The organism is Rhodococcus sp. Ni2, assembly GCF_021352185.1.
GTDB classification, from domain to species: domain Bacteria; phylum Actinomycetota; class Actinomycetes; order Mycobacteriales; family Mycobacteriaceae; genus Rhodococcus_F; species Rhodococcus_F qingshengii.
Map to the genome: position 1 here is coordinate 2,683,361 of NZ_WOXZ01000001.1, position 23,837 is coordinate 2,707,197.

General features: G+C 62.6%; 24 protein-coding genes. 16 read left to right on the top strand and 8 right to left on the bottom strand.

Going from position 1 to position 23,837, the window contains the following annotated elements; translation table 11 throughout:
• Nucleotides 1-35: 35 nt before the first annotated feature.
• Nucleotides 36-1,337: a class I SAM-dependent methyltransferase gene (locus tag GN300_RS13025; RefSeq protein WP_063315208.1), complete on the bottom strand. Its 1,302-nt coding sequence runs from the start codon at nt 1,335-1,337 to the stop codon at nt 36-38.
• On the bottom strand, nt 1,334-2,737 hold the full coding sequence (locus tag GN300_RS13030) for an FAD-binding oxidoreductase (protein WP_007731548.1): 1,404 nt from the start codon (nt 2,735-2,737) through the stop codon (nt 1,334-1,336). Before GN300_RS13030 ends, GN300_RS13025 begins: the two co-directional genes overlap by 4 nt.
• A gap of 338 nt (nt 2,738-3,075) precedes the next feature.
• Here GN300_RS13030 and GN300_RS13035 point away from each other — a divergent pair, with 338 nt between their 5' ends.
• On the top strand, nt 3,076-3,510 hold the full coding sequence (locus tag GN300_RS13035) for an SRPBCC family protein (RefSeq protein ID WP_003943959.1): 435 nt from the start codon (nt 3,076-3,078) through the stop codon (nt 3,508-3,510).
• 54 nt (nt 3,511-3,564) lie between these two features.
• Here GN300_RS13035 and GN300_RS13040 read toward each other — a convergent pair whose 3' ends face one another.
• The 3 genes from GN300_RS13040 to GN300_RS13050 all read right to left on the bottom strand — a co-directional run bounded on the left by GN300_RS13040 (nt 3,565) and on the right by GN300_RS13050 (nt 6,257).
• A complete protein-coding gene (locus GN300_RS13040; RefSeq protein WP_063315207.1) occupies nt 3,565-5,076 on the bottom strand; it encodes an alpha/beta hydrolase in 1,512 nt (503 codons plus the stop codon).
• Nucleotides 5,076-5,372 carry a hypothetical protein gene (locus tag GN300_RS13045; protein ID WP_020905903.1) on the bottom strand — a complete coding sequence of 99 codons (297 nt, stop codon included), beginning with the start codon at nt 5,370-5,372 and terminating at the stop codon, nt 5,076-5,078. Before GN300_RS13045 ends, GN300_RS13040 begins: the two co-directional genes overlap by 1 nt.
• Nucleotides 5,373-5,456: 84 nt before the next feature.
• Nucleotides 5,457-6,257 carry an Rv3717 family N-acetylmuramoyl-L-alanine amidase gene (locus GN300_RS13050; RefSeq protein WP_058038226.1) on the bottom strand — a complete coding sequence of 267 codons (801 nt, stop codon included), beginning with the start codon at nt 6,255-6,257 and terminating at the stop codon, nt 5,457-5,459.
• 109 nt (nt 6,258-6,366) lie between these two features.
• On the opposite strand from GN300_RS13050, the gene GN300_RS13055 reads away from it, so the two are divergent.
• From GN300_RS13055 to GN300_RS13070, 4 genes are all read left to right on the top strand, one after another.
• Entirely contained in the window at nt 6,367-6,705 is a 339-nt protein-coding gene (locus GN300_RS13055; protein WP_003943929.1) for a YbaB/EbfC family nucleoid-associated protein, read from the top strand.
• 12 nt (nt 6,706-6,717) lie between these two features.
• Nucleotides 6,718-7,338 carry a recombination mediator RecR gene (gene recR / locus GN300_RS13060; RefSeq protein ID WP_003943917.1) on the top strand — a complete coding sequence of 207 codons (621 nt, stop codon included), beginning with the start codon at nt 6,718-6,720 and terminating at the stop codon, nt 7,336-7,338.
• Complete coding sequence (locus GN300_RS13065; protein ID WP_054188608.1) at nt 7,338-7,907, top strand: TetR/AcrR family transcriptional regulator; 570 nt, start codon at nt 7,338-7,340, stop codon at nt 7,905-7,907. The genes recR and GN300_RS13065 overlap by 1 nt, the downstream gene beginning before the upstream one ends.
• Before the next feature lie 86 nt (nt 7,908-7,993).
• Nucleotides 7,994-9,466 carry an MFS transporter gene (locus GN300_RS13070; protein ID WP_007731537.1) on the top strand — a complete coding sequence of 491 codons (1,473 nt, stop codon included), beginning with the start codon at nt 7,994-7,996 and terminating at the stop codon, nt 9,464-9,466.
• On the opposite strand, the gene GN300_RS13075 is transcribed toward GN300_RS13070, so the two are convergent.
• Nucleotides 9,453-10,166, bottom strand: coding sequence for a TetR/AcrR family transcriptional regulator (locus tag GN300_RS13075; RefSeq protein ID WP_172827063.1), 714 nt, complete (start codon nt 10,164-10,166; stop codon nt 9,453-9,455). The genes GN300_RS13070 and GN300_RS13075 overlap by 14 nt on opposite strands.
• 65 nt (nt 10,167-10,231) lie before the next feature.
• Here GN300_RS13075 and GN300_RS13080 point away from each other — a divergent pair, with 65 nt between their 5' ends.
• The 11 genes from GN300_RS13080 (at nt 10,232) to GN300_RS13130 (ending at nt 21,867) form a co-directional block, all read left to right on the top strand.
• The gene (locus GN300_RS13080; protein WP_063315206.1) at nt 10,232-10,810 is read left to right on the top strand and encodes a MaoC family dehydratase N-terminal domain-containing protein; all 579 of its coding nucleotides are present in this window, start codon (nt 10,232-10,234) and stop codon (nt 10,808-10,810) included.
• Nucleotides 10,807-11,235 (top strand): Zn-ribbon domain-containing OB-fold protein, encoded by a 429-nt coding sequence (locus GN300_RS13085; protein ID WP_007731532.1) that lies wholly within the window; start codon nt 10,807-10,809, stop codon nt 11,233-11,235. Before GN300_RS13080 ends, GN300_RS13085 begins: the two co-directional genes overlap by 4 nt.
• A complete protein-coding gene (locus tag GN300_RS13090) occupies nt 11,232-11,645 on the top strand; it encodes a hypothetical protein (protein WP_063315205.1) in 414 nt (137 codons plus the stop codon). The genes GN300_RS13085 and GN300_RS13090 overlap by 4 nt, the downstream gene beginning before the upstream one ends.
• The gene (locus GN300_RS13095; protein WP_063315204.1) at nt 11,642-12,823 is read left to right on the top strand and encodes a lipid-transfer protein; all 1,182 of its coding nucleotides are present in this window, start codon (nt 11,642-11,644) and stop codon (nt 12,821-12,823) included. The genes GN300_RS13090 and GN300_RS13095 overlap by 4 nt, the downstream gene beginning before the upstream one ends.
• Nucleotides 12,824-12,855: 32 nt before the next feature.
• Complete coding sequence (locus GN300_RS13100; RefSeq protein WP_007731525.1) at nt 12,856-14,064, top strand: DegT/DnrJ/EryC1/StrS aminotransferase family protein; 1,209 nt, start codon at nt 12,856-12,858, stop codon at nt 14,062-14,064.
• A 1-nt stretch (nt 14,065) separates the two neighbouring features.
• Nucleotides 14,066-14,920: an SDR family NAD(P)-dependent oxidoreductase gene (locus GN300_RS13105; RefSeq protein WP_042447783.1), complete on the top strand. Its 855-nt coding sequence runs from the start codon at nt 14,066-14,068 to the stop codon at nt 14,918-14,920.
• A complete protein-coding gene (locus tag GN300_RS13110; RefSeq protein WP_042447785.1) occupies nt 14,917-16,047 on the top strand; it encodes a steroid 3-ketoacyl-CoA thiolase in 1,131 nt (376 codons plus the stop codon). The genes GN300_RS13105 and GN300_RS13110 overlap by 4 nt, the downstream gene beginning before the upstream one ends.
• A 27-nt stretch (nt 16,048-16,074) precedes the next feature.
• Nucleotides 16,075-18,285: an acyl-CoA dehydrogenase gene (locus tag GN300_RS13115; protein WP_063315203.1), complete on the top strand. Its 2,211-nt coding sequence runs from the start codon at nt 16,075-16,077 to the stop codon at nt 18,283-18,285.
• Between the two features lie 17 nt (nt 18,286-18,302).
• Nucleotides 18,303-19,508 (top strand): acyl-CoA dehydrogenase family protein, encoded by a 1,206-nt coding sequence (locus GN300_RS13120; protein ID WP_047271591.1) that lies wholly within the window; start codon nt 18,303-18,305, stop codon nt 19,506-19,508.
• 1 nt (nt 19,509) lies between these two features.
• Nucleotides 19,510-20,637: an acyl-CoA dehydrogenase family protein gene (locus tag GN300_RS13125; RefSeq protein WP_063315202.1), complete on the top strand. Its 1,128-nt coding sequence runs from the start codon at nt 19,510-19,512 to the stop codon at nt 20,635-20,637.
• Between the two features lie 66 nt (nt 20,638-20,703).
• A complete protein-coding gene (locus GN300_RS13130) occupies nt 20,704-21,867 on the top strand; it encodes a low temperature requirement protein A (RefSeq protein ID WP_047271595.1) in 1,164 nt (387 codons plus the stop codon).
• A gap of 6 nt (nt 21,868-21,873) precedes the next feature.
• Here the strand turns inward: GN300_RS13130 and GN300_RS13135 are convergent, their stop codons facing one another.
• Together GN300_RS13135 and GN300_RS13140 are read right to left on the bottom strand one after the other, a co-directional pair.
• Nucleotides 21,874-22,587: a type 1 glutamine amidotransferase gene (locus tag GN300_RS13135; RefSeq protein WP_007731510.1), complete on the bottom strand. Its 714-nt coding sequence runs from the start codon at nt 22,585-22,587 to the stop codon at nt 21,874-21,876.
• The gene (locus tag GN300_RS13140) at nt 22,580-23,833 is read right to left on the bottom strand and encodes a MurT ligase domain-containing protein (protein ID WP_003943457.1); all 1,254 of its coding nucleotides are present in this window, start codon (nt 23,831-23,833) and stop codon (nt 22,580-22,582) included. The genes GN300_RS13135 and GN300_RS13140 overlap by 8 nt, the downstream gene beginning before the upstream one ends.
• Nucleotides 23,834-23,837 lie beyond the last annotated feature (4 nt).

Below are 23,837 nucleotides of genomic sequence, written 5' to 3' on the forward strand. Positions count from 1 at the left end.
GCCGACTACCAAAAAGGCGCACAGGGGCTTTGCCCCTAGGCCTTCCACCACGGGCGAAGCGGCACATGCGCCTCACCCTTGGGGCCGAGCTTGACGGCCAGAACCTGGTGCAGCTGAACGACATTGCGCTCGAACCCGAGTCGTGAGCCGGCCATGTACAGGCCCCAGACGCGGGCGGTTCCTTCGCCGACCTCGGCGACGCAGGCGTCCCAGTTGTCGACGAGATTCTGGCACCATCCGGCGAGCGTCAGTGCGTAGTGCTCGCGAAGGTTCTCTTCGTGACGCACCTCGAGGCCGACGTTCTGGATCTCGGAGATGATGCGACCCGAACCGGTGAGCTCCCCGTCGGGGAAGACGTACCGGTCGATGAATCCGCCTGCCTTGGCGCTGCTTCGGTTGTCCGGACGGGTGATGCAGTGGTTGAGCAGACGCCCACCCTCACGCAGCTTGCCCTTGAGGAACTCGAAGTACGCCGGGTAGTTTCCGACGCCGATGTGCTCGGTCAGGCCGATGGAGGACACTGCGTCGAATCCGGTCTCGGCCACGTCGCGGTAGTCGGAGAAACGGACCTGGGCGAGATCGGCGAGGCCCTCGTCCTCGATGGCCGTCTGTGCCCAATCCGCTTGCTCGCGAGAGAGAGTCACGCCGATCACCTTGACGCCGCGCCTGGCCGCGTAGCGGACCATCGAGCCCCAGCCACAGCCGATGTCGAGAAGTCGATCACCCTTCTGGAGTCCGAGCTTCTCGAACACCAGGCGGTACTTGTTCTCCTGGGCTTCTTCGAGCGTCTGTTCCGCATTGTCGTAAGCGGCACAGGTGTACGTCATGGACGGGCCGAGGACGTACTCGTAGAAGGTGTTGGAGACGTCGTAGTGGTGATGGATGACTTCGGCGTCACGAGTCTTGGAGTGACGCAGTCCTTCTGCGACGCGACGCCAGCGAGGGAGATGTTCCTGGGGCGGCGGGGCGATGGGCCGCAACAGATCCCAGCCCAGGGAGCGCGTGATGCTGGCGAGCGTCAGTGCGGACGGGCGCTTGAGGTGGAGTTCGTCACCCATGATGCGCAGGATCTCGTACGGATCACCGGGGTGGACGCCCTCGGCTTCGAGATCGCCGGAGACGTACGCGCGGGCCATGCCGAGGTCACCGGGAGCTGTTGCGAGATAAGTGGTTCCGCGAGTCGACTTGAGGTGCAGTCCGTAGTCGGCATCTTCGGGGCCGGCGGTGCTGCCGTCGTACGCGGTGAATCGAAGCGGCAGCATGCCGTCGGAAAGCGTCTCGAGAATCTCGGCAATAGAGAGCTTGTCCTGGCTTTTGGAGTCTTTGAACGTGGTCATTTACGTTGCACCGCCTTAGAGAATAGATCCAATAAACGGGATTTCGGGTCGTAGCGTTCCTTGAGTCCGATGTACCGGTCGCCGCCGTAGTACAGCTCCTCGAAGTCTTCCTTCGAGTAGTAGGAGTCGGAGTAGAGCGATTTGTGTCCGTCGAAATCGCTGACCTTTTCTTCGATCAGTCGATTTGCTGCCCCCTCGCGCTCACCGGGAACGATCGGCACCGAAGACCAGAAGCCGATGTTGACGTAGGTGCGCTTGGGTTCGAGGGGGTAGAGGGGCCACGGCCGTGATGCAGAAGCGGCGGCCGGGCTTGGCTCACGAAGACGCAACGGGCACAACCACAGTGGTTCGATCGGGATTTCCTCGAGGAACCACGAGACGAAGTCCGCGGTTCGTTCGATGGGTACCTCGACGTCCTGGACGACGCGTTCGCGCGGGGGCTTGCCCTTGCGCTTTTCGAGGCGATCTCCGATGTCGTACTTGTGGTCGAGGGCGATCAGCTTCCAGTAGAAGCTGCTGCGCAGGTACTGCTTGGGCCAGAAGCGCCGGATCTTCGGGTTCTGTGCACCGAAAGCTCGTGAGCACCAGAACCAGTCGGTGTCCCAGCGCCACAGGTAGTCGCGAATGGTCAAGCGATCCGTCTTGGGCTGGGTGAGTGACGAATGCTGGATCGACCGGTAGAAGATGTCCTGGTCGGTGTAATCGCTGACCGGGCCTTCCTCGTCGGTTTGCACGCCGAGTGTGAGGTAGCTCTCGGAATCGGTGAAGACCACCCCGTCGAGATAGTCGACGGCGATCCCGTCGTACTCGCGTTCGGTGACGATGCGATCCATCGTTTCTTCGAGTTTCTTCAACGAATCGAAGCGCACGTGGCGCAAGGCGACGTACTTCTTGACGGGTTCGAGTGCGATCTTCAATCGCGTCGAATAGCCAAGGGTGCCGTAGGAATTGGGGAAACCGAAGAACAGTTCGGCGTGTTCGCCGTCCGGTGTTGCGGTGATGATCTCGCCGCTTCCGGTCAGTACGTCGATTTCGAGTACCGACTCGTGCGGCAGGCCGTTGCGGAACGAGGTGGACTCGATGCCCAGGCCGGTCACCGCACCGCCCAGGGTGATGGTCTTGAGTTGAGGCACGACCAGGGGCGCCAGCCCGTAGGGCAGCGTCGCGTCGACGAGGTCCTCATACGTGCACATGCCGGCGACGTCGGCTGTGCGCGCCTGCGCATCGACGGCGATGACACCTGCCAGACCGCTGACGTCGAGGCCGGGGGCCGACGTCTTGGCGCGAGCGCGGAACAGATTGGATGTCTTCTTTGCCAGGCGTACAGAAGCATCGGCGGGAATGGCGCGGTATGACGCGAGTAGGCGTTCGACGCCTTCTCTGTGCTGCTCGAACCCCATTTCACGCGCAGCATCGGAACCCGGGCCTTGCTTTGTCCGGATTCGATCTAACTTCTGAACTACCCCATTGAACGAGAGAGTCACACCCTGACGCTATCGGTAGTTGCGTGTGCAAGCTATCCGGAGGGGTATTAATGCCCGAATTTGATCGAGTTGTTGCAATCGAACTCGGTAAATGCTCCGAGTGGTGAACCAGCTCACACGGAATGGGTAGATGGTCGAGATACCCGGGCGCAGCAGGCAGTATGGAAAGGAATATCTGCGCAGTTCGAGGTGCGGATTCGGGTAGTCATTCGCGGTATCGAGCCGCGTTGGTCGAGCAAGGAGACGTAGGGCATATGGGTCAGGTCAATGCAATGAGTTCGACAGTCGTCACAGCAGCACCCGACAAGGTGCTCGCGGCGCTCTCGGACTACGAGACGGTTCGCCCGCGAATCCTGTCCGAGCAGTACCTCGACTACAAGGTCGTCGAAGGTGGCCAGGGTGACGGAACCGTCGCGCAGTGGACGCTCAAGGCGACGGAAAAGCGCTCGCGCAACGTCAAGGCGACAGTGACGGTCGACGGCAACGTCATCACCGAGAAGGACGCGAACTCCAGCCTCGTCACCACCTGGACCGTTGCCCCCAACGGCACCGGAACGACGGTGACGACGCTCACCCAGTGGCAGGGTGCCACCGGTATCGGCGGCTTCTTCGAGCGCACGTTCGCTCCGAAGGGTCTGCAGCGCATCCAGGCCCAGGTCCTGGACAACCTCAAGCGCGAACTCGTCTAACCGATCCTGCATCACCGAGATGGCGTCGTACCTTCACCGGTACGGCGCCTTCTTTCATGGGCCGGTAATGATCCGTCCGAATTCGGTGAGTGCGGGGTTTCCGCTTTCCCAGTAATCGCTGTGAACTCCGAACCCAGGCTCCCCGGGAGATCCGGTGAATACCTGCGCGCCGAATTCCGGATCCGACGGGTCGAACCCGTGGACTCCGAGGATCGTGGGGATCAATTGGACCGGATCCCAGAAGGCCGTCGTCGAATGAACATGGCGAGCCATCTCGGCCGAGTCGACGCCGTCCAGGCTCAGTTCGTTCACGCGCTCGGCATCGACGCCGGGGCTTGCGACAAAAACCAGTTCGTCGACGTCGAGGGAAGCGCCACGGGTAGTCGCAGCACCGATGACGGTGCTGCCGTAGGAATGACCGATCACCACGTTGTGCGAAGGCGGACCGTCATGCGAGGTTCGTAACCCGTCCTGGAAGCTGTCGAGCCTCGGCGCTGCGGAGGTGGCGTACCGATCCGAGGCTGCGTCGGGAATGCCTGGGGGAGCGTCGTATCCGGACCACAGGATCACTGATGTGGCTTCCGTCGGTGCTGCCCTTACGGACGCGTCGTACATGGCCTTGGTTCGTTGCAGGTCTCCGCCGACGCCCGACAGCCCGGAGCCGGTTCCGGGAACCAGTGTTGCGACGTTGCCGGCGGCATCGGGATTACCGACTGCCACGACGGCATGCCCATCCGTGACCGAGAGAAGGAACGTGTCCGGTCGAAGTTCGCCGCGCACGGCCGTGTATCCGGCAGCGACCGTTCGATCCGGCAACTGCTCGAGCGCAGAGAGGTACCGCCGGTTGTAGTAGTCCCGGTCGAGAGCGGGAAGGCCGTCGCGGCTACCGATGGACGGATCCCACCTCGCCAACGCGTCTTTCTCGTTGGGCGTGAGCGATTCCCAGAGTCGGTGTAGCTCCGTTGGTGTCCCGGGGAGTGTCGACCTCCCGTCGAGGATGTCGACGACAGTGCGGTCGAGGCGATCAGGCTGATTGCCAAGGTGTGATCCGATCTCTCGGAATGCCGCACGCAGAGCAGTCGCGGCCCGGTTGTCTTCGTCGTCGAGTGCCGTCAATGCAGTGGAGATCTTCTGCTGAAAAACCTGTGCAGCCGTGGCGTTTTCGGAATCTTGCATGGCGTCGGCCAGATTCCATGGCTGCTTCGTCTCAGGTGCCGATACCGCTCCACTGTCTGACACCGTCAAGCCGTGTTCGAGAGTCGCCTCCTCGACCAGGTCCAGAACTGATTTTCGCGCCGCACCGATCGTATTGGCCGCTCCGCCATACAGATCCGCAACTACGCGAACTGCAATCGACAGCCGCGACGAGGAAAGCGAGATACCAGACCACTGCACTGCCGCCGCGCTCGACGCTTGTCCCTGCCAGAATTCGCGGACGGCGTCGATGCTGCGTCCGGCGTCATTGCCGAGGACTTCGATCTGCCGGTCGATGTCGATCAATTCCGAAGCGCTTGTGCGCAATTTCTCCGGTGACCATGTTCGAAGCTGAGAGACGGTGGGCTGCATCAGTAGGCTCCGCGCAGTTCGGACACCACTTCGCCCTCGGCAGCGTCGTACAGACGTGCTGCGGCAGCGGTTCCCGACGCCATGAGTCCCAATTGCGTAGCCAGGTACCGGTACGCGTCGGCGATGACGCCGGCATTCCCAGTCGACACAGCCGCGACAGCGGACGAGTTCAGGGCCGCCGCGGCTTCGAAAATCGGGCCGGCGGAATCGATCCCCGAGATCTGATCCGCGATTCGAGACAGATCAGCCGAAAGTTGCTGCAGAGCAGCGAAATCTACCTGAAGTATCGGCCCCATGGCAGAACCGTATCCAGGTGAGCGGGCTACTTCGGCGGTGCCGACATACCTGTGGACAAGTGGAATTTCTCCACAGAAGACAGGTCAGGGGGTTGTGAGGAAGGCCGTGACTCCGCTGGTGACGGCGGACGCATATTCCTGCTGACCGTCCGGGCTCGTCATGCGCGCTGCCTCGTCGGCATTTCGCATGTTGCCGAGTTCGACCAGAATCGACGGCCGCTGCGACAGATTGAGTCCCGTCAGATCGGCGCGTGGTGCCAGCCCGTCGTCACCGATGTAGGTCGACGGGGTGAGTCCGGCTGTGACGAGTGAGTCGCGCATGGTTTCGGCAAAGGTGACGGACGGGCCTGCCTGCACCGCGTTCAGCGGGGGCGCGGAGTAGCAGACGTGGAAGCCCTCGGCTGCGGCTGCTGCGCCGTCCGCGTGAATGCTCACCACTACGTCGGCGCCGGAGGAATTGGCAGCTTCGGCGCGTGCGTCGACGCAAGATCCGACGCTGATGTCGTCCGGTCGACTCAGGACCACTGTGGCGCCTTGGCCTTCGAGTTCGCTCTTGACCAGGCTCGCGACTTCCCAGTTGAAGGTGTGCTCGGGGAACCCGGCATCGGTGTTGGTGCCGGTGGTCTGGCAGTTCTTGGTGCCGCCGCGGCCCGTGGGGACCTGGGTGTTGATGCTGTCGTCGTTCGCCCCGCTGTGCCCGGGATCGAGGAAGACGACCTTGCCGGTGAGCGCAGCGGGGACGTCAGCGGCGACAGTGCTCAGCGGAGACACCTCGACCGAAGTCGTGGCCTCGGCAGTCTCGGTCGGAATCGTGCACGCAGCGCTCAGAAGCCCGGCCCCGACCACGGCGATCAGGGCAGTGGAGCGGAACACACGTGATGCCATGTTTGACCCTCTTGACGGTTTTACGGTGTCTGACTGGTTCCGGCGCACCCGCTCACGGTAGCGCGCACCGACTACGCTGGTGGGGATAACTCTGTAGAAAGGACCGCTCGTGCAACCAGGTGGAGCACCCGACATGTCTGCTCTGTTGGCTCAGGCTCAGCAGATGCAGCAGCAATTGATGGCGGCGCAGCAGGAAATGGCTCAGGCCGAAGTGACCGGTCAGGCCGGTGGCGGACTGGTTGTCGCCACGGTCAAGGGCACCGGCGAGGTTGTCGGTCTGCAGATCGATCCCAAGGTCGTCGACCCCGAAGATGTCGAGACGCTGCAGGATCTGGTGATCGGCGCGATCGAGGACGCTTCGCGTAAGGCACAGGAAGTCGCTGCTGAGAAGCTCGGCCCGTTGGCCGGCGGACTCGGCGGAGGCCTTCCCGGTCTCCCCGGCTTCTAGAAACGAGAACGCGTGTACGAAGGTCCGGTTCAGGATCTGATCGACGAACTCGGGAAGCTTCCCGGAGTCGGGCCGAAGAGCGCTCAACGCATCGCTTTTCACCTGCTCTCCGTGGAGCCTCCCGAGATCGACCGTTTGAAAAATGCATTGCAGCGCATCCGTGACGGCGTTCAGTTCTGCACGGTGTGCGGAACTGTCTCCGATCAGGAGAAGTGCCGCATCTGCGCCGACGCACGTCGCGATCGCACGGTGATCTGCGTCGTGGAGGAACCGAAGGACGTTCAGGCCGTCGAGCGCACCCGTGAGTTCAAGGGTCGCTATCACGTGCTCGGCGGTGCGCTCAATCCGCTCTCGGGGATCGGGCCTGACCAGTTGCGTATCCGGGAGTTGTTGGCTCGCATCGCAAATCAGGAGGACGGCGTCGACGTGTCCGAGGTCATCATCGCCACCGACCCCAACACGGAGGGTGAGGCGACAGCTACCTATCTCGTTCGCATGATGCGAGACATTCCGGGGCTGACGGTGTCTCGGTTGGCTTCGGGTCTTCCGATGGGTGGCGATCTCGAATTCGCAGACGAGTTGACGCTGGGTCGGGCATTGTCCGGCCGTCGTGAATTGTCGCGGAACGCTTGATGAGCGGCACGGAGCAAGGTCAGCAGGTGCGTCGTACGTCCGAGCAGACGCGTGCGCAGATCATCGCGTCGGCCGGGAAAGCATTCGCGACTCGGCCGTACCGCGAAATCACGCTCAAGGACATCGCCGAAGACGCAGGCGTCAGCGCGCCTCTGATCATCAAGTACTTCGGTTCCAAAGAGCAGTTGTACGACGAGTTGGTCGACTTCCGGGCAGCGGCGGTCACGGTCTTCGATGCCCCGAACGACTCGCTCGGCGAGCGCATGGTCTCGCTGTTCACCAAGCCGTTGGAGTCGTACAAGCCGCTGTCCATGAGCTTGTTGTTCATGAGCGGCGTCAGTGAAGAGAGCAACCGCAAGCTGCGCGAGAACTATTCGACGCAGATGATCGACACCCTCGCCGCTCGCCTGTCCGGCCGCGACGCGAGATTGCGCGCGGAACTGGCGATGTCGATGGTGGTCGGAGTGGCGATCATGCGCCGACGGATGATGGCCGGCCATGCCACCGGCACCCAGGACGAGGTGGTTGCGCTGTACGCACCGCTGGTGCAAAAGCTGCTCGACGGGTGAGCGGCGTCACAATTCTTGCTAGGTAAATATCCGTTCACCTAATGTAGGTGAACGGATATTTACCTAGTGAGAACAGGCGGTGTGGGGTGACGACGCTCGACCGTCCGCCGGGCACGCCTGCAGTCACCACCTCCGATGCGGGACTCGCGCAGCCGCGCTCCCGCTTCCTGTTCCCCATCGTTGTCGCCGCCGCAGTGTTCCAGGCTGTTCTGCAGACGGTCATCGTTCCACTGCTGCCGGAGTTGCCGCACTTCACAGGCGCTGGACGTACGGCCGTGTCCTGGCTGGTGACCGTCACGTTGCTGGTCGGCGCGGTGGTCACTCCCATTTTCGGCAGACTCGCCGACATGTTCGGCAAGAAGAAGATGCTTCTGGTTGCTTTCTCGATGATGACTCTCGGCTCGATGTTGTGTGCGCTGTCGTCGGACATCGCTGTCCTCATCTTCGCGAGAGCGTTGCAGGGAGCCGGGTCGGCGGTCATCCCCATCGGAATCTCCATGCTCCGTGACGAATTGCCACGCAACAAGGTCAACGGCGCAGTGGCCATGATGAGTTCGACGCTCGGCGTCGGAACCGCTTTGGGCATACCGTTTTCTGCGATGATCGCGCAGTACTCGAACTGGCACGTCCTGTTCTGGGTAACCACCGCCATCGGGCTGTCCGTGACTCTTGCTGCGGTGCTGTTCATTCGAGAGTCCGAGCCGAATCCGTCGGGAAGATTCGACGGCGTCGGGGCGGTTGGTCTGAGCGCCGCGATGATTGCTCTGCTTGTGCCGATCACTCAGGGGTCGAGTTGGGGGTGGACCAGTGGAGCGGTGATCTCCATGCTGGCCGCGTCGGCGGTGCTGTTCACGCTCTGGGTAATTCAACAGCGGCGCAACGTCAATCCGCTGGTCGACGTCCGTGCTCTCGTGAAACGTGCGGTGTTGATCCCGCATCTGGCGGCTCTGCTGGTCGGGTTCGCGTTTTTCGGGAACACACTGATCACCACACAACTGCTGCAGGGGATGAAGGGGCCGGGTGCCGGGTACGGCCTGTCGATCATCGCGGCAGCGCTCTGCCAGATTCCGGCGAGTATCGCGATGGTGCTGTTCTCACCGGTTGCGGTGCGTATCACCGACCGCTTCGGTTCACGGACCGCGATGTTGACCGGCGCCGTGTTCCTCGCCGGCGGGTACGGGATTCACGCCGTTGCCGGTAAGCCGCTGTGGGGAGTGGTTGCAGCACTGGGTATCACAGCGGTCGGGACTGCCATCGTGTACAGCACGCTCTCGCTGCTGATTCTGGTTGCCGTACCTCGTCAGCGACTGGCGGCTGCCAACGGGGTGAACTCACTTCTGCGGACGTCCGGAAGCACGATCTGCAGTGCGACGGTGGCAACCATTCTCGCTGCATTCGTGATCAGCGGTTCGGAACATTCCACGTCGTGGACCGGATTCTCCGTCGCCTACCTGGTGTGCGCGGGCTGCGCGGTGGTCGTGTTCGCGGTGTCGATCCTGTTGCCGCAGGGACGAACCCCGAAACATCTGGATTTGCCGGATCTGGTCAGGCGACCCTGAATCCCGAGAGGAAGAGCGTGATCATCAGATCCGCGAACTCGTCGGTGGTGTACTTCTGGCGATCCGGCCAATGCGTTGTCGACCACAAGGTGTCTCGTACCGATCGATAGAAAATTTCCGGTGCCACGTCTTTGCGGAAGATTCCCTGATCGACGCCTTCGGCAATCGCTTTCATCCAATGCTCGCGGACTTGGCGGGAAGGCCCGTCGACGGATTGCAGGAGATCGTTGTCGCGAAGATAAGCCCGATCGTTCTGGTAGATCGCCGTCGGGTGCGGGTGTAGTTCGATGACGACCAGCGTCTCGCGGATCAAGCCGCGCAGGACTTCCTCGGGGTCGTTTGCCGTCTTCTCCACCTGATCGAAGCGGAGCTGAATGTCGGTGATGAAGCCGCGCATGAGCTCGGCAACTATCGCATTCTTCGACTTGAAGTAGTGGTAGAGGCTGCCCGAGAACACACCGGCGGCGTCGCCGATCTCGCGAACGGTCGTGGTGGCGACACCCTTCCTGGCAAACAGCTCGGCTGAGCTCTCCAGGATCTTCTCCCGACGATCTGGTGATGCCACTGAAATCTCCACTGGTTGTCGGTCCTGCTCAGGGCAGGGTTTCGGGGGTGCCGGGCTGCCGGCGTCGAACGTAGCGCAATCCTGCCTGATAGCTCCGGCTCGAACCAATTCGTCGGTGAGATCGCGTGTTTCCACTTCCGGATTCCTATGCTAGCTTCAAAATCAAGCGCTTGCTCAACTTTCGTTCACGGAGGATTTCAGTGCAGAGCCTGCAGACGCAGTTTCCGAATTTCATCGGCACAGAGGCAGAACCACCCCGCGTCGCCCGCTACGCCGTCAACGAGGCGATGATCCGCAACTGGGTCGAGGCGCACGACGACCGCAACTCGATCTACGTCGACGCAGAGGCCGCCCGCAGTACCGGTCGTCGAGACGTCGTCTGTCCGCCCGCCATGATCTCGACCTGGGTGATGGCGGGTTACCGACGTTATCGGCAGGTCCAGCAACTTCGTGCCGACGGAGTCTCCGAGGACTTCGCCTATTCACGACTGCTGGCGCTGTTGGACGAGGCCGGATACACCTCCGTTGTCGCGACCAACGTCGAGCAGGAGTATTGCGCGGAGCTGAGCCCCGGTGACCACGTCACCGCGCATTTCACCATCGAAGCGATCTCGCCGTTCAAACAGACGGCTCTCGGTCACGGGTGCTTCATCACTCTGTTCAAGAAGTACGTGGACCAGGACGGAAAGACGCTGGTCGAAGAGCGCTTTCGATTGCTCAGATTCAAACCAGATGCCCAGACAGATACCAAGCCCGAAGCCCAGGAGGTAATCGCATGAGCGAGACTGGCTCCCGCAACACCGCGGTGCCGAGACTCACCGTCACCGATGACAACGATTTCTTCTTCTCCGCGGCCAAAGAGGGTCGCCTCGAAATCCAACGGTGTGCGGATTGCAAGACACTGCGCCACCCGCCAGCGCCCGCCTGCCCGGAATGCCGCTCGTTCAGTTGGGACACAGTCGAATCCACGCGTCGATGCACGTTGCACAGCTTCACAGTCATCCATCACCCGAAGGATCCTGCCTTCGAGTACCCGCTCGCCGTCGGACTCGTCGATCTCGAAGAAGGCACGCGACTGGTTGCCGACATCGCGGGGATCGATCACGAGGAACTCGAATTCGGCATGGAACTCGAAGTGGCGTTCTCCGAGCACGCTCACGGCGAGATGCTGCCGCAACTGAGGCGACGGGGATCGGTGCAATGACGAAACTGCTTGACTGCGAGGTGGGTTCGGTCCTCCCCAGCCTCGAATTGCCGTTGGATCGAACGCTGATCGTCGCCACTGCGATCTCTTCTCAGGATTTCGAGGACGTGCATCACGATCCGGGCAAGGCCCAGGATCGCGGAACTCCCGACATCTTCATGAGCATCAACACCACCAACGGGCTCATCGACCGCTACATCACCGACTGGTCCGGCCCGGGATCGCGAATCGTCAAAACATCACTACGGCTTGGTGTTCCGAACTTCCCCGGAGACACAATGACATTCACCGGCAAGGTCACCGCCGCAGACGGTCGGGCGCTCACCGTGACAGTTCTCGGGCAGAACGCGCGCGGAACACACGTGACGGCCGACGTGACTCTCGAACCGGTGGAAAGGGTAATCGCATGACACGAGGATTTTCGAGGCAAGCCGCCATCGCCGGGATCGGCGCCACCGAGTTCTCCAAGAACTCCGGCCGCAGTGAATGGCAGTTGGCGTGCGAATCCGTGATCGCCGCGCTCGACGACGCTCACATCGAGGCAGAAGAGGTGAACGGATTTGCGCTGTTCACCATGGAGAACAACCCCGAGATTGCGGTCGCACGCGCCCTCGGGATCCCGGAACTGACGTTCTTCAGTCGTATTCCACACGGTGGCGGCGGTGCCTGCGCACCGGTTCAACAAGCAGCGCTTGCCGTCGCCAGTGGTGTCGCAGACGTCGTGGTCGTCTACCGTGCCTTCAACGAAAGATCAGGTCACCGATTCGGCGCCGGCCCGCCACCTTTTGCGTACAACGCGTCGACGGACCAGGAGTATCGGAACTGGATCAACCCGTACGGGCTTCTGACCCCGGCGCAGCAGGAAGCCTTCCTCGCCAAGCTGTACATGCACAAGTACGGGGCAACAAGTGCCGACTTCGGCCAGATCTCGGTCCTCTCACGCAAGCATGCGGCGAACAACCCCAAGGCCTGGTTCTACGAACGCCCGATCACTATCGAGGACCATCAGAACTCACACATGATCGCCGACCCCATCCGCTTGCTCGACTGCTGCCAGGAAAGTGACGGCGGACAGGCGCTGGTGATCGTCAGTGCGGAGCGCGCCCGCGACCTGCCGCACAAACCTGCGGTCATCAGTGGCGCTGCGCAAGGTGTAGGTCCGCAACAGATTTCGATGAGCAGCTACTACCGAGACGACATCGACAGCATGCCGGAAGTCGAACTCGTGGCGCGCCAACTGTGGGACCAGGCCGGTATCGGGCCGGACGACATCGATGCCGCAATTCTCTACGACGCTTTCACCCCGATGGTTCTGCTTCAACTCGAGGAGTACGGATTCTGCGGTCGTGGCGAGGCAAAAGACTTCATCTCCGACGGCAATCTCGAGCTGGACGGTCGCCTGCCGATCAACACCCACGGCGGTCAACTCGGTGAGGGATACATCCACGGCGTCAACGGTATTGCCGAAGGTGTTCGCCTGATCCGCGGCACCTCCACCAATCAACCGACCAAAACTCTGGACAACGTGCTCGTGACCGGCGGCTCTCCCGTCCCGCACAGTGCGCTCGTCCTCTCGGCAGATCGCTGAATCTGCCGCCTATTCGAGAAAGCAGGAACAAGATGAGCGAGCGGATCACCTACGCCAGGGCCACCCACGGCGAGGAAGAAATACAGGCTGTTGTCGACGTCTTGCGCAGCGGGCATCAAGGATTGCGCATCGGCAAGAACGTCTTCGAGATGGAAGAACGTATCGCGGCCTTGGCCGGCAAGAAGTTCGGCGTCATGTGCAACTCGGGATCCTCGGGTTTGTACTTGGCAGTCGAGCTGCTTGGACTGCCTGCGGGAAGCGAGATCATCACGTCGCCGTTGACGTTCTCCACCGATATCGCACCGATCGTGCGTGCCGGTCTGGTGCCGGTGTTCGTGGACGTGGAACCCAACACGTTCAACGTCGACGTCGCCAAGATCGAGGCAATGGTCACCGAAAAGACCGGAGCCATCCTGATGCCGAACCTCGCCGGCAACTGCCCGGACTGGGACGTCATTCGTGATATCGCTGATCGCCATGGACTCAGAGTGATCGAGGATTCGTGTGACGCGATCGGTGCCACGCTCCGCGGTACTCCCACCGGGTCTCGGGCGGACATCGTCGTCACCAGTTTCTCGATGGCACACATCATCACGTGCGCGGGAACCGGTGGAATGGTGTGCGTCGACGACGAAGCCAGCCGTGACAAGGCGTTGCTGCTTCGCCGCTGGGGCCGTCGTAGCGAGCCGAACCTGTTCGGCAGTACCAAGTCCGGCCGAGTCTTCCGTGAAGAACTCGACGGCGTCGACTACGACAACGACTTCATCTTCGAGCTCATGTCGTGGAACTTCGAGCCCTCCGAACTTGGCGCAGCTTACGGCGTCGTGCAGCTCGACAAGCTGGAACAGAACTACAAGACGCGTAAGGCAACATTTGCGGCCTTCTCGGCGGCATACGGCGCCCATCCTGAATTCTTCACGACGCCGGTAGAACTCGACGGTCTCGACACGGCGTGGCTGTGTTACCCGGTGATGATCAACGAGAACGCCCCCTTCACGCGCAGCGACCTGCAGGAAGCCATCGAGGCCGACGGCATCGACACCCGAACCGTGTGGAGCGGCAACGTCACTCGTCACCCTATGATGAACAACATCGAATTTCGCCAGCCGGCCGAAGGTTTGCCGGAAGCGGACGCAGTTTTTGCCCGCGGCATGACACTCGGCATGAGCCACGGTTTGCGTGACGACGAAGTTGCTCGGATTGCGGAGAGCATCAATCGCTTCGCCGCGAAGTGGAAGTAGCATGACCGATCGCTTCGAAGGACGCCGAGCGCTTGTCACCGGTTCCAGCCGCGGAATCGGTGCAGGCGTCGCAGAGAGGCTGGCAGCGGAAGGCGCTGACGTCGCTCTCGTGGCCCGGACGCTCGGTGCACACGCAACCCTGCCGGGCAGTCTCGAAGAGACTGCGGCTCGAATTGCCAAGTACGGAAACAAAGTCGAGATAGTTGTCGCAGATCTGACGGACGAGCAGCAGCGCGACACCGTTGTGCCGCTGGCGATCGAGAAGCTTGGCGGGACGATCGACATCCTGGTGAACAACGCGGCAGCGGCGATCTATCAGCCGCTCTCGGATTACCCACTGCGGCGGCGACGGTTGATGTTCGAGGCAAATGTCCATGCACCGCTCGATCTGATGCAAGCCGTGGTGCCGGGGATGGTGGCAAACGGATACGGCTGGATCGTGAACGTGTCCAGTGGCACCGTCAAGCCGTGGCATGGCCCGCCGTTCACGTGGGTCGAACCGGGAACTGCCATGACCGTGTACGGCGCGTCCAAAGCAGCGCTCAACAGGATGAGCAACGGCATGGGCGTGGAACTCTACGGCCAGGGGGTTCGCGTCAACACGGTTCAACCGCGGGCAGCGGTGCTCAGTGAGGGCGCCAGAGTCCTGGTCGGTGAGACTATCCGGCCGGATCAGGTCGAATCTATGGAAGAAATGGTGGAAGCGGTCACAGCGCTGTGTGATTGCGACACCGAGTTCACCGCGCGCTCGAGCGTCAGCTTGGACCTGATCGACGAGTGGTCCCTGACCGTGCGTGGTCTGGACGGCGCAGCATTACCGGAGAACCCAGCATTACGAACCGAGGAGTTGGCATGAAGCCCGTCATCGTGGACGCAGCACGAACGCCGTTCGGCAAGCGTGAGGGTTGGCTGTCCGGAGTCCACGCGGCGGAACTGTTGGGTTATGCGCAGAAAGGCGTGCTGGATCGGGTGGGCGTGGATCCTGGCGCGGTCGACCAGGTCATCGGCGGCTGTGTGACGCCTCTCGGTGAGCAGTTCGGAAACATCGTGCGTACGTCCTGGATGCATGCGGGCCTTCCGTTGGAAGCGGGCTGCACCACGATCGACGCGCAGTGCGGAACCGCGCAGCAATCGGTGCAGTTGATTGCCGGGCAGATTGCCATCGGTGCAGTCGACGTGGGTGTGGCGTGCGGTGTGGAACTGATGTCGCGGGCACCACTCACCTACAAGGTGGGTACCGGCCTCGGAACACCACGTCCGGAGTCGTGGTCACTCGATACCGTCGACCAGTACACCGCAGCGGATCGGATTGCTGTCAAGCGCGGTTTCAGCCGCGAGGATCTCGACTCCTTCGGGCTGCGCTCGCAGCAGCGAGCCGCAGCAGCATGGGAGGCAGGACGCTTCGACTCGCACATCATCGATGTGGTCGCTCCGGGCTCTGACGCTCCGGTTCATCGGGATCAGGGTCTGCGCGAATCGAGTCTCGAAGGACTCGCGAAACTGCGGACCGTTCAAGAGGGCGGATTGCACACCGCTGGAACGTCTTCGCAGGTCTCGGACGGTGCGAGTGCCGCTCTGCTGATGTCCGAGGATCGAGCCAGGATGCTCGGGGTGCGGCCGCGGGCAAAGATATTGGCGCAGTGCGTCATTGGCGGAGACATCGAGTTCATGCTCGACGGTCCCGTGGACGCGGCAAACATCGTGCTCGGCCGCACCGGTCTGACGATCGACGACATCGACCTGTTCGAGGTCAACGAGGCATTTGCTTCGGTACCGATGTCGTTCGCGCAGGTTCACGGCGTCGATCCCGAATTGCTGAACGTCAACGGTGGTGCAATCGCGTTGGGCCACCCGGCCGGTGCAACCGGAATCAGACTGTTGGCCAATGCCATCGACGAACTGGAGCGCCGGGACAAGTCCATCGCGCTGATCGCGATCTGCGCGTCCGCCGCAACCACCTGCCTGATTCTCGAACGTATCTGACAAGAACCGAAGATTGAGGAACCTGCCATGGCACTGCCCCTGCTCGAAGATCACCGTGACCTGGCGGAAGCGGTAGCCGCATTCGCGAACCGCTTCGGTGGAATCGCCGATACGCGGAGCAACGTCAAGCGGTACGCCGCCGGTGATCGGCCGGACTCGTGGAATGGATTGGTCCGTCAGGGACTGCACGCAGTGCACCTGCCGGAGCAGTACGGCGGTGACGGGGCAGGGCTTGCCGAACTGGCGGTGGTAGTCGAGCAATTGGGTGATGCGCTTTACCCGGGACCGTACGTTCCGACGGTCATCGCCAGTGGGATCCTCGCGAAAGCTGCCGGCCCGGCTGCGGAATCAATGCTGACCGAATTGGCTGCCGGTGCAACCGGAGCAGTCTGCACCGGCGTGGGATTGCGCGCGGCTCGCAGCGATGCAGGGTGGACCGTGAGCGGTTCTGCCGACCCGGCTCTAGGTCTGCCCGGAGCCGATGTCGTTCTCGTGCAAGCGAACAGCGACGACGGCGAGTTGTGGTTCCGGCTCGAGCAGTCGTCTTCCGCTGCGGTGGAGGTCGAAGACGGAGCGGATCTGACACGCTCGATCGGGACACTGACGTTGACCGATCACAAGGTCGACGCTGGGCTGATCGTCGAGGGTCTCCAGGCGCACCGAGTCGAACTGATCGTCAACACGGTGTTGGCTGCGGAGGCGAGCGGTATCGCCGGGTGGGCGCTACGCACCGCGGTCGACTATGTGAAGTCCCGGCAGCAGTTCGGCCGTCCGGTCGGAAGCTTCCAGGCAGTTCAGCACAAGGCGGCCATGATGCTGGTCCGCTCCGAGATTGCCTGTGCCGCAGCGTGGGACGCCGCTCGGTCCGAAGAGCACGACGAGGATCAGCACAGACTTGTCTCGGCTCAAGCTGCGTTGGCCGCTTTGCCCGTCGGCATCGAGAACGCCCTCGAATGTGTCACGTTGCTCGGCGGAATCGGATTCACCTGGGAGCATGACGCGCATCTGTACTGGCGCCGGGCAATCAGTATCGCTGCGGTGGCGGGATCCGAGGTGAAGTGGGCACACACGTTGGGAGACCGGTCCGCCGATTCGGAACGGGATTTCTCCTTTGTCGACCCGGACATGCTGCCGGAACTACGAGAGCAGGTTCGCAGGGTTCTGGACGAGGTTGCGCTGCTGCCCGACGACGGAACCACCAGCGCCAGTTGGGCGCCGGCCAAGGGGAGCGCTCGACGCGCCCGATTTGCCGACGCCAAACTGGTTGCCCCACACTATCGGGCGCCGTACGGGCTGGGAGCAGGACCGAGAGAACAGGCCGTCATCGCACACGAATTCGCGATGCGAGGTTGGGCTCAACCGTCCACGGTGATCGGGGAATGGGTGCTGCCCACGATTCTCGAACACGGCAACGCCGAGCAGCAGGACAGGTTCGTCGAGCCTTCGCTGCGCGCCGACATCATCTGGTGCCAGCTGTTCAGTGAGCCGGGCGCGGGATCAGACCTGGCCGGTCTGAGCACGAAAGCGCGCAAGGTCGACGGTGGCTGGGTCCTGTCGGGTCAGAAAGTGTGGAACTCGGGCGCGCACGAGGCCGATTGGGGAGTATGCCTGGCGCGTTCGGACGCCGACGCTCCGAAACATCGTGGGCTGTCGTACTTCCTGGTCGACATGACCTCGAAAGGCATCGACGTACGTCCGCTGAAACAAGCCACCGGTAAGTCGGAGTTCAACGAGGTATTCCTCGACGACGTCTTCGTCCCGGACGACTGCCTGGTGGCGGAGCCGGGGCAAGGGTGGAAGCTTGCTGCGACAACGCTGTCCAACGAACGCCTGAGTATGGGCAGCACGCTGCACCACGGTTCGAGTCGGCTGTTCCGTCAGGTTATTGCCGACGCGAGCCACGACTGCCCTCGCGAAGATGCAGTGGAGGGCCTCGGCCGCAGTATCTCTCGTGAGTTGGCACTGTCCGCGATGAATCTACGCGGGGTGTCGGCGCGACTGGCGGGTCAGGAACCGGGCTCCGAGATCAGCGTGTCGAAGGTGTACAACGCCCTGGCGCAGCGTGAGGGCTCGCGGGATCTGTTGCGACTGCTCGGACCTCGTGCCGCCGTTGTCGACCCGTCGGCGAATTACGCGATAGACCACATCGGACTTCCCTCGATTCTGTTCGGCGGCGGAACCGTCGAAATTCAACTCAACGTCATCGCGCAGCGCGTACTCGGCCTGCCGCGTTCGTAGATCTTAGGAGTTTCACCATGTACTTGGATTTGTCGGAGGAGTCGAAGACTCTGCGCAAGGAATTGCGGGCGTACTTCGCGGAGATCATCAACGACGAAGACCGCCGTGCTCTCGTGGATCAGACCGAAGGCGGCCCCGTCTTCGATCGCATTCTGCGCCGAATGGGTAAAGACGGTTGGCTGGGCTTGGGGTGGCCGGAGGAATTCGGCGGTCGGGGCGAGAACCCCGAAGCTCTGTACGTGTTCTACGACGAGGTGATTCGCGCCAATGCGCCGCTGTCGCTGGTCACGCTGAACACCGTCGGACCCGCTCTGATCAAGCACGGGACGCAAGCTCAGAAGGACTTCTTCCTGCGTCCGATCCTGGCGGGCGAGTTGATCTTTGCCATCGGCTACACCGAACCCAATGCGGGCACCGATCTCGCGGCCCTCGAAACACGCGCCCGCATCGAGGGTGACGAGCTTGTCATCAACGGCAACAAGATCTTCACCAGCGCCGGTGTGTTTGCCGACTGGGTCTGGCTTGCCGTTCGTACTGATCCTGACGCGCCGACGCATCAGGGCATTTCCGTGGTCCTGGTACCGACCAGCTCGCCGGGGTTCTCGGTCACCGAAATTCACACCGTGGGCGGAATCAGCACTTCGGCAACCTATTACGAAGATGTTCGGGTGCCGATCACCAATGTCGTCGGTGAGCTCAATCAAGGGTGGAAGCTCATCACCAACCAGCTCAACCACGAACGTGTTGCCCTGGCCGCACGCGGTGGTATAGCCAACGAGCTCTTTGCCGAGGTGGTCGAATGGGCAAAGACCGAACCCGCCGGTGACGGCCACGTCTACGACATCGGTTGGGTACGTGAGAAATTGGCGGAAGTCTACGCGCTGCTCAGTGCTGCCGACCTGATGAACCTGCGACTGGTGGCGGACGTCGCCGCCAACACCTTGGGCGGCGGGGATTCGGCCGCGGCCAAGATCTTCGGTACCGAAGCCGTCGTCAGTGCGTACGGCATGCTGCAGGAAGTGCTGGGCGCCAAGGGCTTACTGCGCCCCGGCACACCCGGAGCGGTACTGGAAGGGCGGGTCGAGAACCTGGGTCGACGCGCCCAGAACAACACCTTCGGCGGTGGTACCAACGAAGTGATGCGTGAAATCGTCGCCGCAAAATGTCTGGGCATGGCGCTTGCTGCGCGTCGCCGGCCCGCTGCACAGAACGAAAAGAGCTGACATGGAATTCGAATTCGACGACAACTTGTCCGCCGTGCGGGATCTGAGTGAATCGATCTTCTCGGCGAAGTCCGGAGTGGACCGCCTGCGGGAAGTGGAGGGCGCCGGCGGTTTCGACGCCGAACTGTGGAAGCTCCTCGCCGATTCCGACGTTCTGGGGATTGCTCTGCCAGAGGAGGTCGGGGGAGCGGGACTCGGAATGCTCGGCCTGGCAGCGGTGCTCGAACAACAAGGCCGCCGGGTCGCCCAGGTGCCGCTCTGGTCGGTGATTTCGACGGCAGCGCTGCCGATTGCCGAGTTCGGCAGTAAGGAGCAGAAAGCGTCGTGGCTTCCGGGACTGCTCGACGGCTCGGTGATCGTCACCGGCGCCTTCGACACCGGCTACAACGCCGAGACGGCAGTTCGCGCCGAGCCGGCTCCTGACGGCTGGGTTCTGTCGGGCCACGTCGACTCCGTACCGGCCGCCGAGTTCGCTGCCGCACTGGTGGTTCTGGTGACGATGCCGGACGGCAGTGTCACCGTGATGATCGTGCCGACGGACCGGGACGCGCTGGTGCGTACACCGCTTGCGGTGACGAACCGCGAGAGCAACAGCGCTGTGCAGTTCGACGGGGTTGCGGTTACTGCAGCTGACGCACTTCCCGCGGACGGCGCGGTGGTTCGAGACTGGACGTTACGACGTGCGCGGGTCGCTCTGGCGGCCCTGGCTACCGGCGTCTGCGAGGAAGCGCTGGCGATGACGGCGAAATACACCTCCGAGCGAGTGCAATTCGGACGTCCACTCTCGACCAACCAGGCAGTTGCCGTCCGGGCCGCCGACGCGTACCTCGACACCGAGAGCACAAGATTGACCACCCACCGCGCTGCCTGGCTGATGGACAGCGGAGTCGAGAGTGAAGCGGAAGCGGCTGCGCTGGTCGCCAAATGGTGGGCGTCGCGCGGCGGTTTGCGCGTGGTGCACGCGACCCAGCACATGCACGGCGGAATCGGCGCGGATGTCGACTATCCGATTCACCGCTATTTCCTGTGGGGACGGCAGATCGCCTTCACTTTGGGGAGCGCGGGGGCGATAGGCGCCGAACTCGCCGATCAGTTGGAGATCCGAGCCCAGATCGGGGCGTCGGCGTGAATATCTGAGACGACAGGTTCCAGTCACGGGCAGCGCGTCGGCAATCATCGCGCTACTCTGCCCTTCGTGAATCGCACTAGTTCGTTCATCAGGCCGTTGGTTCCGCGGGACCCGCACGAGCCGCACCGGGTGGCGACGCCGCTCGAACTGCTCACCGACCTCTGCTTCGTCGTGGCGGTCGCTCAAGCGGCCACCGGTCTGCACCACGCGATCAGCGAAGGGCATGCGGCTTCGGGCGTCGGGCACTTCGCGATGGCTTTCTTCGCGATCTGGTGGACGTGGCTGAATTTCACGTGGTTCACCTCGGCGTACGACAACGACGACGGAATCGCCCGGCTGCTGACCATATTCCAGATCCTCGGATCGCTGGTCCTTGCAGCCGGCATCGTCCGCTTCTTCAACGACGACGCCCTGCTGATCATCGTCGGCTACGTCATCATGCGAATAGCCCTGGTCATCCAATGGCTCAGGGTCTCGCGGAACGACCCCGAGCATGCGCTCACGGCGCGTCGATACGCTCTCGGAATCGTGTTGGTCCAGATCGGTTGGATCGGTTTCTACTTCGTGCCGTCCGCCGTTTACGTCCCGACGTTCCTGGTGTTGGTTCTGTGCGAATTCGCGGTACCGATCTGGTCGGAGAAGCCGGGCATGACGCCGTGGCACCCGCATCACATCGCGGAGCGGTACTCGTTGTTCTTCATCATCGTTCTGGGCGAGACGATCCTTTCGACCACCATCGCGATTCAGGACGCCGTGGACGGTGAGCATCCGGCAGCGCAGGTCACCTACGTCGTGATCGGCGGCATTCTGATTGTCTTCAGCCTGTGGTGGTTGTACTTCCAACGCAATGCAGGCGAAGTGATCGGCGGTGACAACGTCTCACCCTTCGTCTGGGGGTTCGGTCACTACTTCATCTTCGCCGCCGCTGCCGCCATCGGTGCGGGGTTGGCCTCGCGCGTCGACTTCTGGACTCATCACGGTGACGGCAGCGCGTTGGTGACGGGTGCTGCCGTCACCGTTCCGGTCGCGGTCATCCTTGCCGCCTTGTGGTTCATCCACATTCGACTACACGACTCCTCGGTACGCACCCTCGTGCCGTTCTCGGTCGCGATAGTCGTCGTGCTCGGTGGTACCTACACCGCGGTGCCCGAACTGGTCGCGGGACTGGCCTGCGCCGCGCTGTTGGCCGTGGAACTGATTCTGACCGAGGGCAAATCCGAAACCGTCTGAACCGGGTCAGCGAATCGCGAGTCGCTCCTTGCGGAGCTTGTCGACCTCGGGCAGATGCAGGGGTTCAAGCTCGTTCACACCCAAGGCGCGCATGAGCAGGAGGTCCGCGAGTTCGGGGTTGCGAGCCAAAGCGGGTCCGTGCATGTACGTCCCGATCACCGAACCCTGCACGACGCCTTCGAATCCGTCGCCGACGCCGTTTCCGACACCATGGGTGACACGTGCGAATCCAGAGGCTGAGCTACCCAGAGTTGTTCCGCCGCGGTGATTCTCGAAACCTGAGAGGGGCGCGGTGAGTCCGTCGATCAGCGGCTTCGTGATGACTTCGCCGATGGAACGCTTCTCCTGCGGCGAGGTTGTGACGTCGAGCATCGAGACACCGTCGACGCGTTCGCCGCTGGAGGTTTCGTACCAGTTGCCGAGCACCTGAATGGCAGCGCAGATCGCCAGAACCGGTGCGCCACGCTCTGCGGCGCGTTGCAGACCAGGGTATTTCGCGAGGTGACGCGTTGCGAGGCGCTGAGCGGAATCCTCGGCGCCACCCAACGTGTACACGTCGAGCGAATCGGGGACCGGATCGCTGAGGGTGATGTCCACGATTTCGGCGTCGTAGCCGCGCATCCGCAGACGCTGACGCAGGATCAGGGCATTGCCGCCGTCGCCGTAGGTGCCCATGACGTCGGGGAGTACCAGACCGATGCGAACTGTCGAGTCAGACATTGCGAGACTCCTTCGCGATGGCAGTGTTGAGGTCACGGAAGGCCGTGTAGTTCGCCAGTACCTCCACACGTCCGGGAGGGCAGGAAGCGATGGCGCGCAACGGGTCCGGGTCGAGAGTGTGCTCGACGCCCGCGTACGTGAGGCGAACTGCCAGATCTGTTCCGCGTTCACCGGCGGCCACTACCTTGACACCTTCGAAGTGCTCGAACTTCACGTCCCACAGCCAGGAGAGGTCCTCGCCGTCCGGCACCTGACCGTTCACCGCGATGACCAGACCGTCCACCGTGGGATCGATCATCGACAGCGCTTCCTGCCAGCCGGCGGGATTCTTCGCGAGCAGCATGTGAACGGAGTGCGGTCCGACCTCGACGGTGCTGTATCGACCTGCGACTTCTTGAACCGTCGATGCGGCGGCAACTGCCCCGACCGGATCTGCACCCAAAGCCGCTGCAGCCGCTACGGCCTGAGCTGCGTTGCCGCGGTTGGCTTTTCCGGGGAGGGTCAACGTCATCGGAATCTTCAGGCCGTCGGGGCCGTAGAGATTGTCGTCGTCGAGCCACCAGGTCGGCTCGGGCCGCGCGAAGTCGGAACCGGTACTGCGCCAGTGCTTTCCCTCCCACACGATGGGTTCGCCGGTGCGCGGGCAGCTGACGGAATCGCCGGCCCAACCGCCGCCGGCAGCAACCCACACGACGTTGGTGGCGTCGTATGCCACGGAGGTGACCAGTACGTCGTCGCAGTTGGCGACGATCACCGCATTCGGATGCGCGTTGACGCACGCGCGCAGTTTCCGTTCGATCATGTTGATCTCGCCGACCCGGTCGAGCTGATCGCGGCTGAGATTCAGCAGCACGATCACTTCCGGGTTCACGGCGTCGGCTACGTGGGGGACGTGCAGTTCGTCGACCTCGAGTGCCGCCAGCGTCGCATCGGTACGCGCGGCCAGGGCGGCCACGATCCCGGCATCCATGTTGGCGCCGTCGGCCTGCGTGGCGACGTCACCGAGTGTCGCGAGCGCTGCGGCGGTCATACGCGTGGTCGTCGACTTGCCGTTGGTGCCGGTGACCACGACGGTGCGCTTGCCGCGTCCGAGCTGAGTCATGAGCGTCGGGTCGATCTTGAGGGCGATCAGCCCGCCGATCATCGAACCCTTGCCGCGACCGGCCTTCTGCGATGCCCAAGATGCTGCTGCGGCAGCTCGCATGGCGAGCTTTCCGCGCGCTGTGATCGATAGTCCAGTTCCCACGGCC

What these genes read in the sequence shown, in the direction of transcription:
- GN300_RS13065 (WP_054188608.1), top strand. Translation starts at nt 7,338, where the DNA reads ATGAGCGGCACGGAGCAAGGTCAGCAGGTGCGTCGTACGTCCGAGCAG.
- GN300_RS13040 (WP_063315207.1), bottom strand. Translation starts at nt 5,076, where the DNA reads ATGCAGCCCACCGTCTCTCAGCTTCGAACATGGTCACCGGAGAAATTG.
- GN300_RS13105 (WP_042447783.1), top strand. Translation starts at nt 14,066, where the DNA reads ATGACCGATCGCTTCGAAGGACGCCGAGCGCTTGTCACCGGTTCCAGC.
- GN300_RS13090 (WP_063315205.1), top strand. Translation starts at nt 11,232, where the DNA reads ATGACGAAACTGCTTGACTGCGAGGTGGGTTCGGTCCTCCCCAGCCTC.
- GN300_RS13115 (WP_063315203.1), top strand. Translation starts at nt 16,075, where the DNA reads ATGGCACTGCCCCTGCTCGAAGATCACCGTGACCTGGCGGAAGCGGTA.
- GN300_RS13110 (WP_042447785.1), top strand. Translation starts at nt 14,917, where the DNA reads ATGAAGCCCGTCATCGTGGACGCAGCACGAACGCCGTTCGGCAAGCGT.
- GN300_RS13125 (WP_063315202.1), top strand. Translation starts at nt 19,510, where the DNA reads ATGGAATTCGAATTCGACGACAACTTGTCCGCCGTGCGGGATCTGAGT.
- GN300_RS13085 (WP_007731532.1), top strand. Translation starts at nt 10,807, where the DNA reads ATGAGCGAGACTGGCTCCCGCAACACCGCGGTGCCGAGACTCACCGTC.
- GN300_RS13030 (WP_007731548.1), bottom strand. Translation starts at nt 2,737, where the DNA reads ATGGGGTTCGAGCAGCACAGAGAAGGCGTCGAACGCCTACTCGCGTCA.
- GN300_RS13120 (WP_047271591.1), top strand. Translation starts at nt 18,303, where the DNA reads ATGTACTTGGATTTGTCGGAGGAGTCGAAGACTCTGCGCAAGGAATTG.
- GN300_RS13025 (WP_063315208.1), bottom strand. Translation starts at nt 1,337, where the DNA reads ATGACCACGTTCAAAGACTCCAAAAGCCAGGACAAGCTCTCTATTGCC.
- GN300_RS13050 (WP_058038226.1), bottom strand. Translation starts at nt 6,257, where the DNA reads ATGGCATCACGTGTGTTCCGCTCCACTGCCCTGATCGCCGTGGTCGGG.
- GN300_RS13045 (WP_020905903.1), bottom strand. Translation starts at nt 5,372, where the DNA reads ATGGGGCCGATACTTCAGGTAGATTTCGCTGCTCTGCAGCAACTTTCG.
- GN300_RS13035 (WP_003943959.1), top strand. Translation starts at nt 3,076, where the DNA reads ATGGGTCAGGTCAATGCAATGAGTTCGACAGTCGTCACAGCAGCACCC.
- GN300_RS13135 (WP_007731510.1), bottom strand. Translation starts at nt 22,587, where the DNA reads ATGTCTGACTCGACAGTTCGCATCGGTCTGGTACTCCCCGACGTCATG.
- GN300_RS13100 (WP_007731525.1), top strand. Translation starts at nt 12,856, where the DNA reads ATGAGCGAGCGGATCACCTACGCCAGGGCCACCCACGGCGAGGAAGAA.
- GN300_RS13095 (WP_063315204.1), top strand. Translation starts at nt 11,642, where the DNA reads ATGACACGAGGATTTTCGAGGCAAGCCGCCATCGCCGGGATCGGCGCC.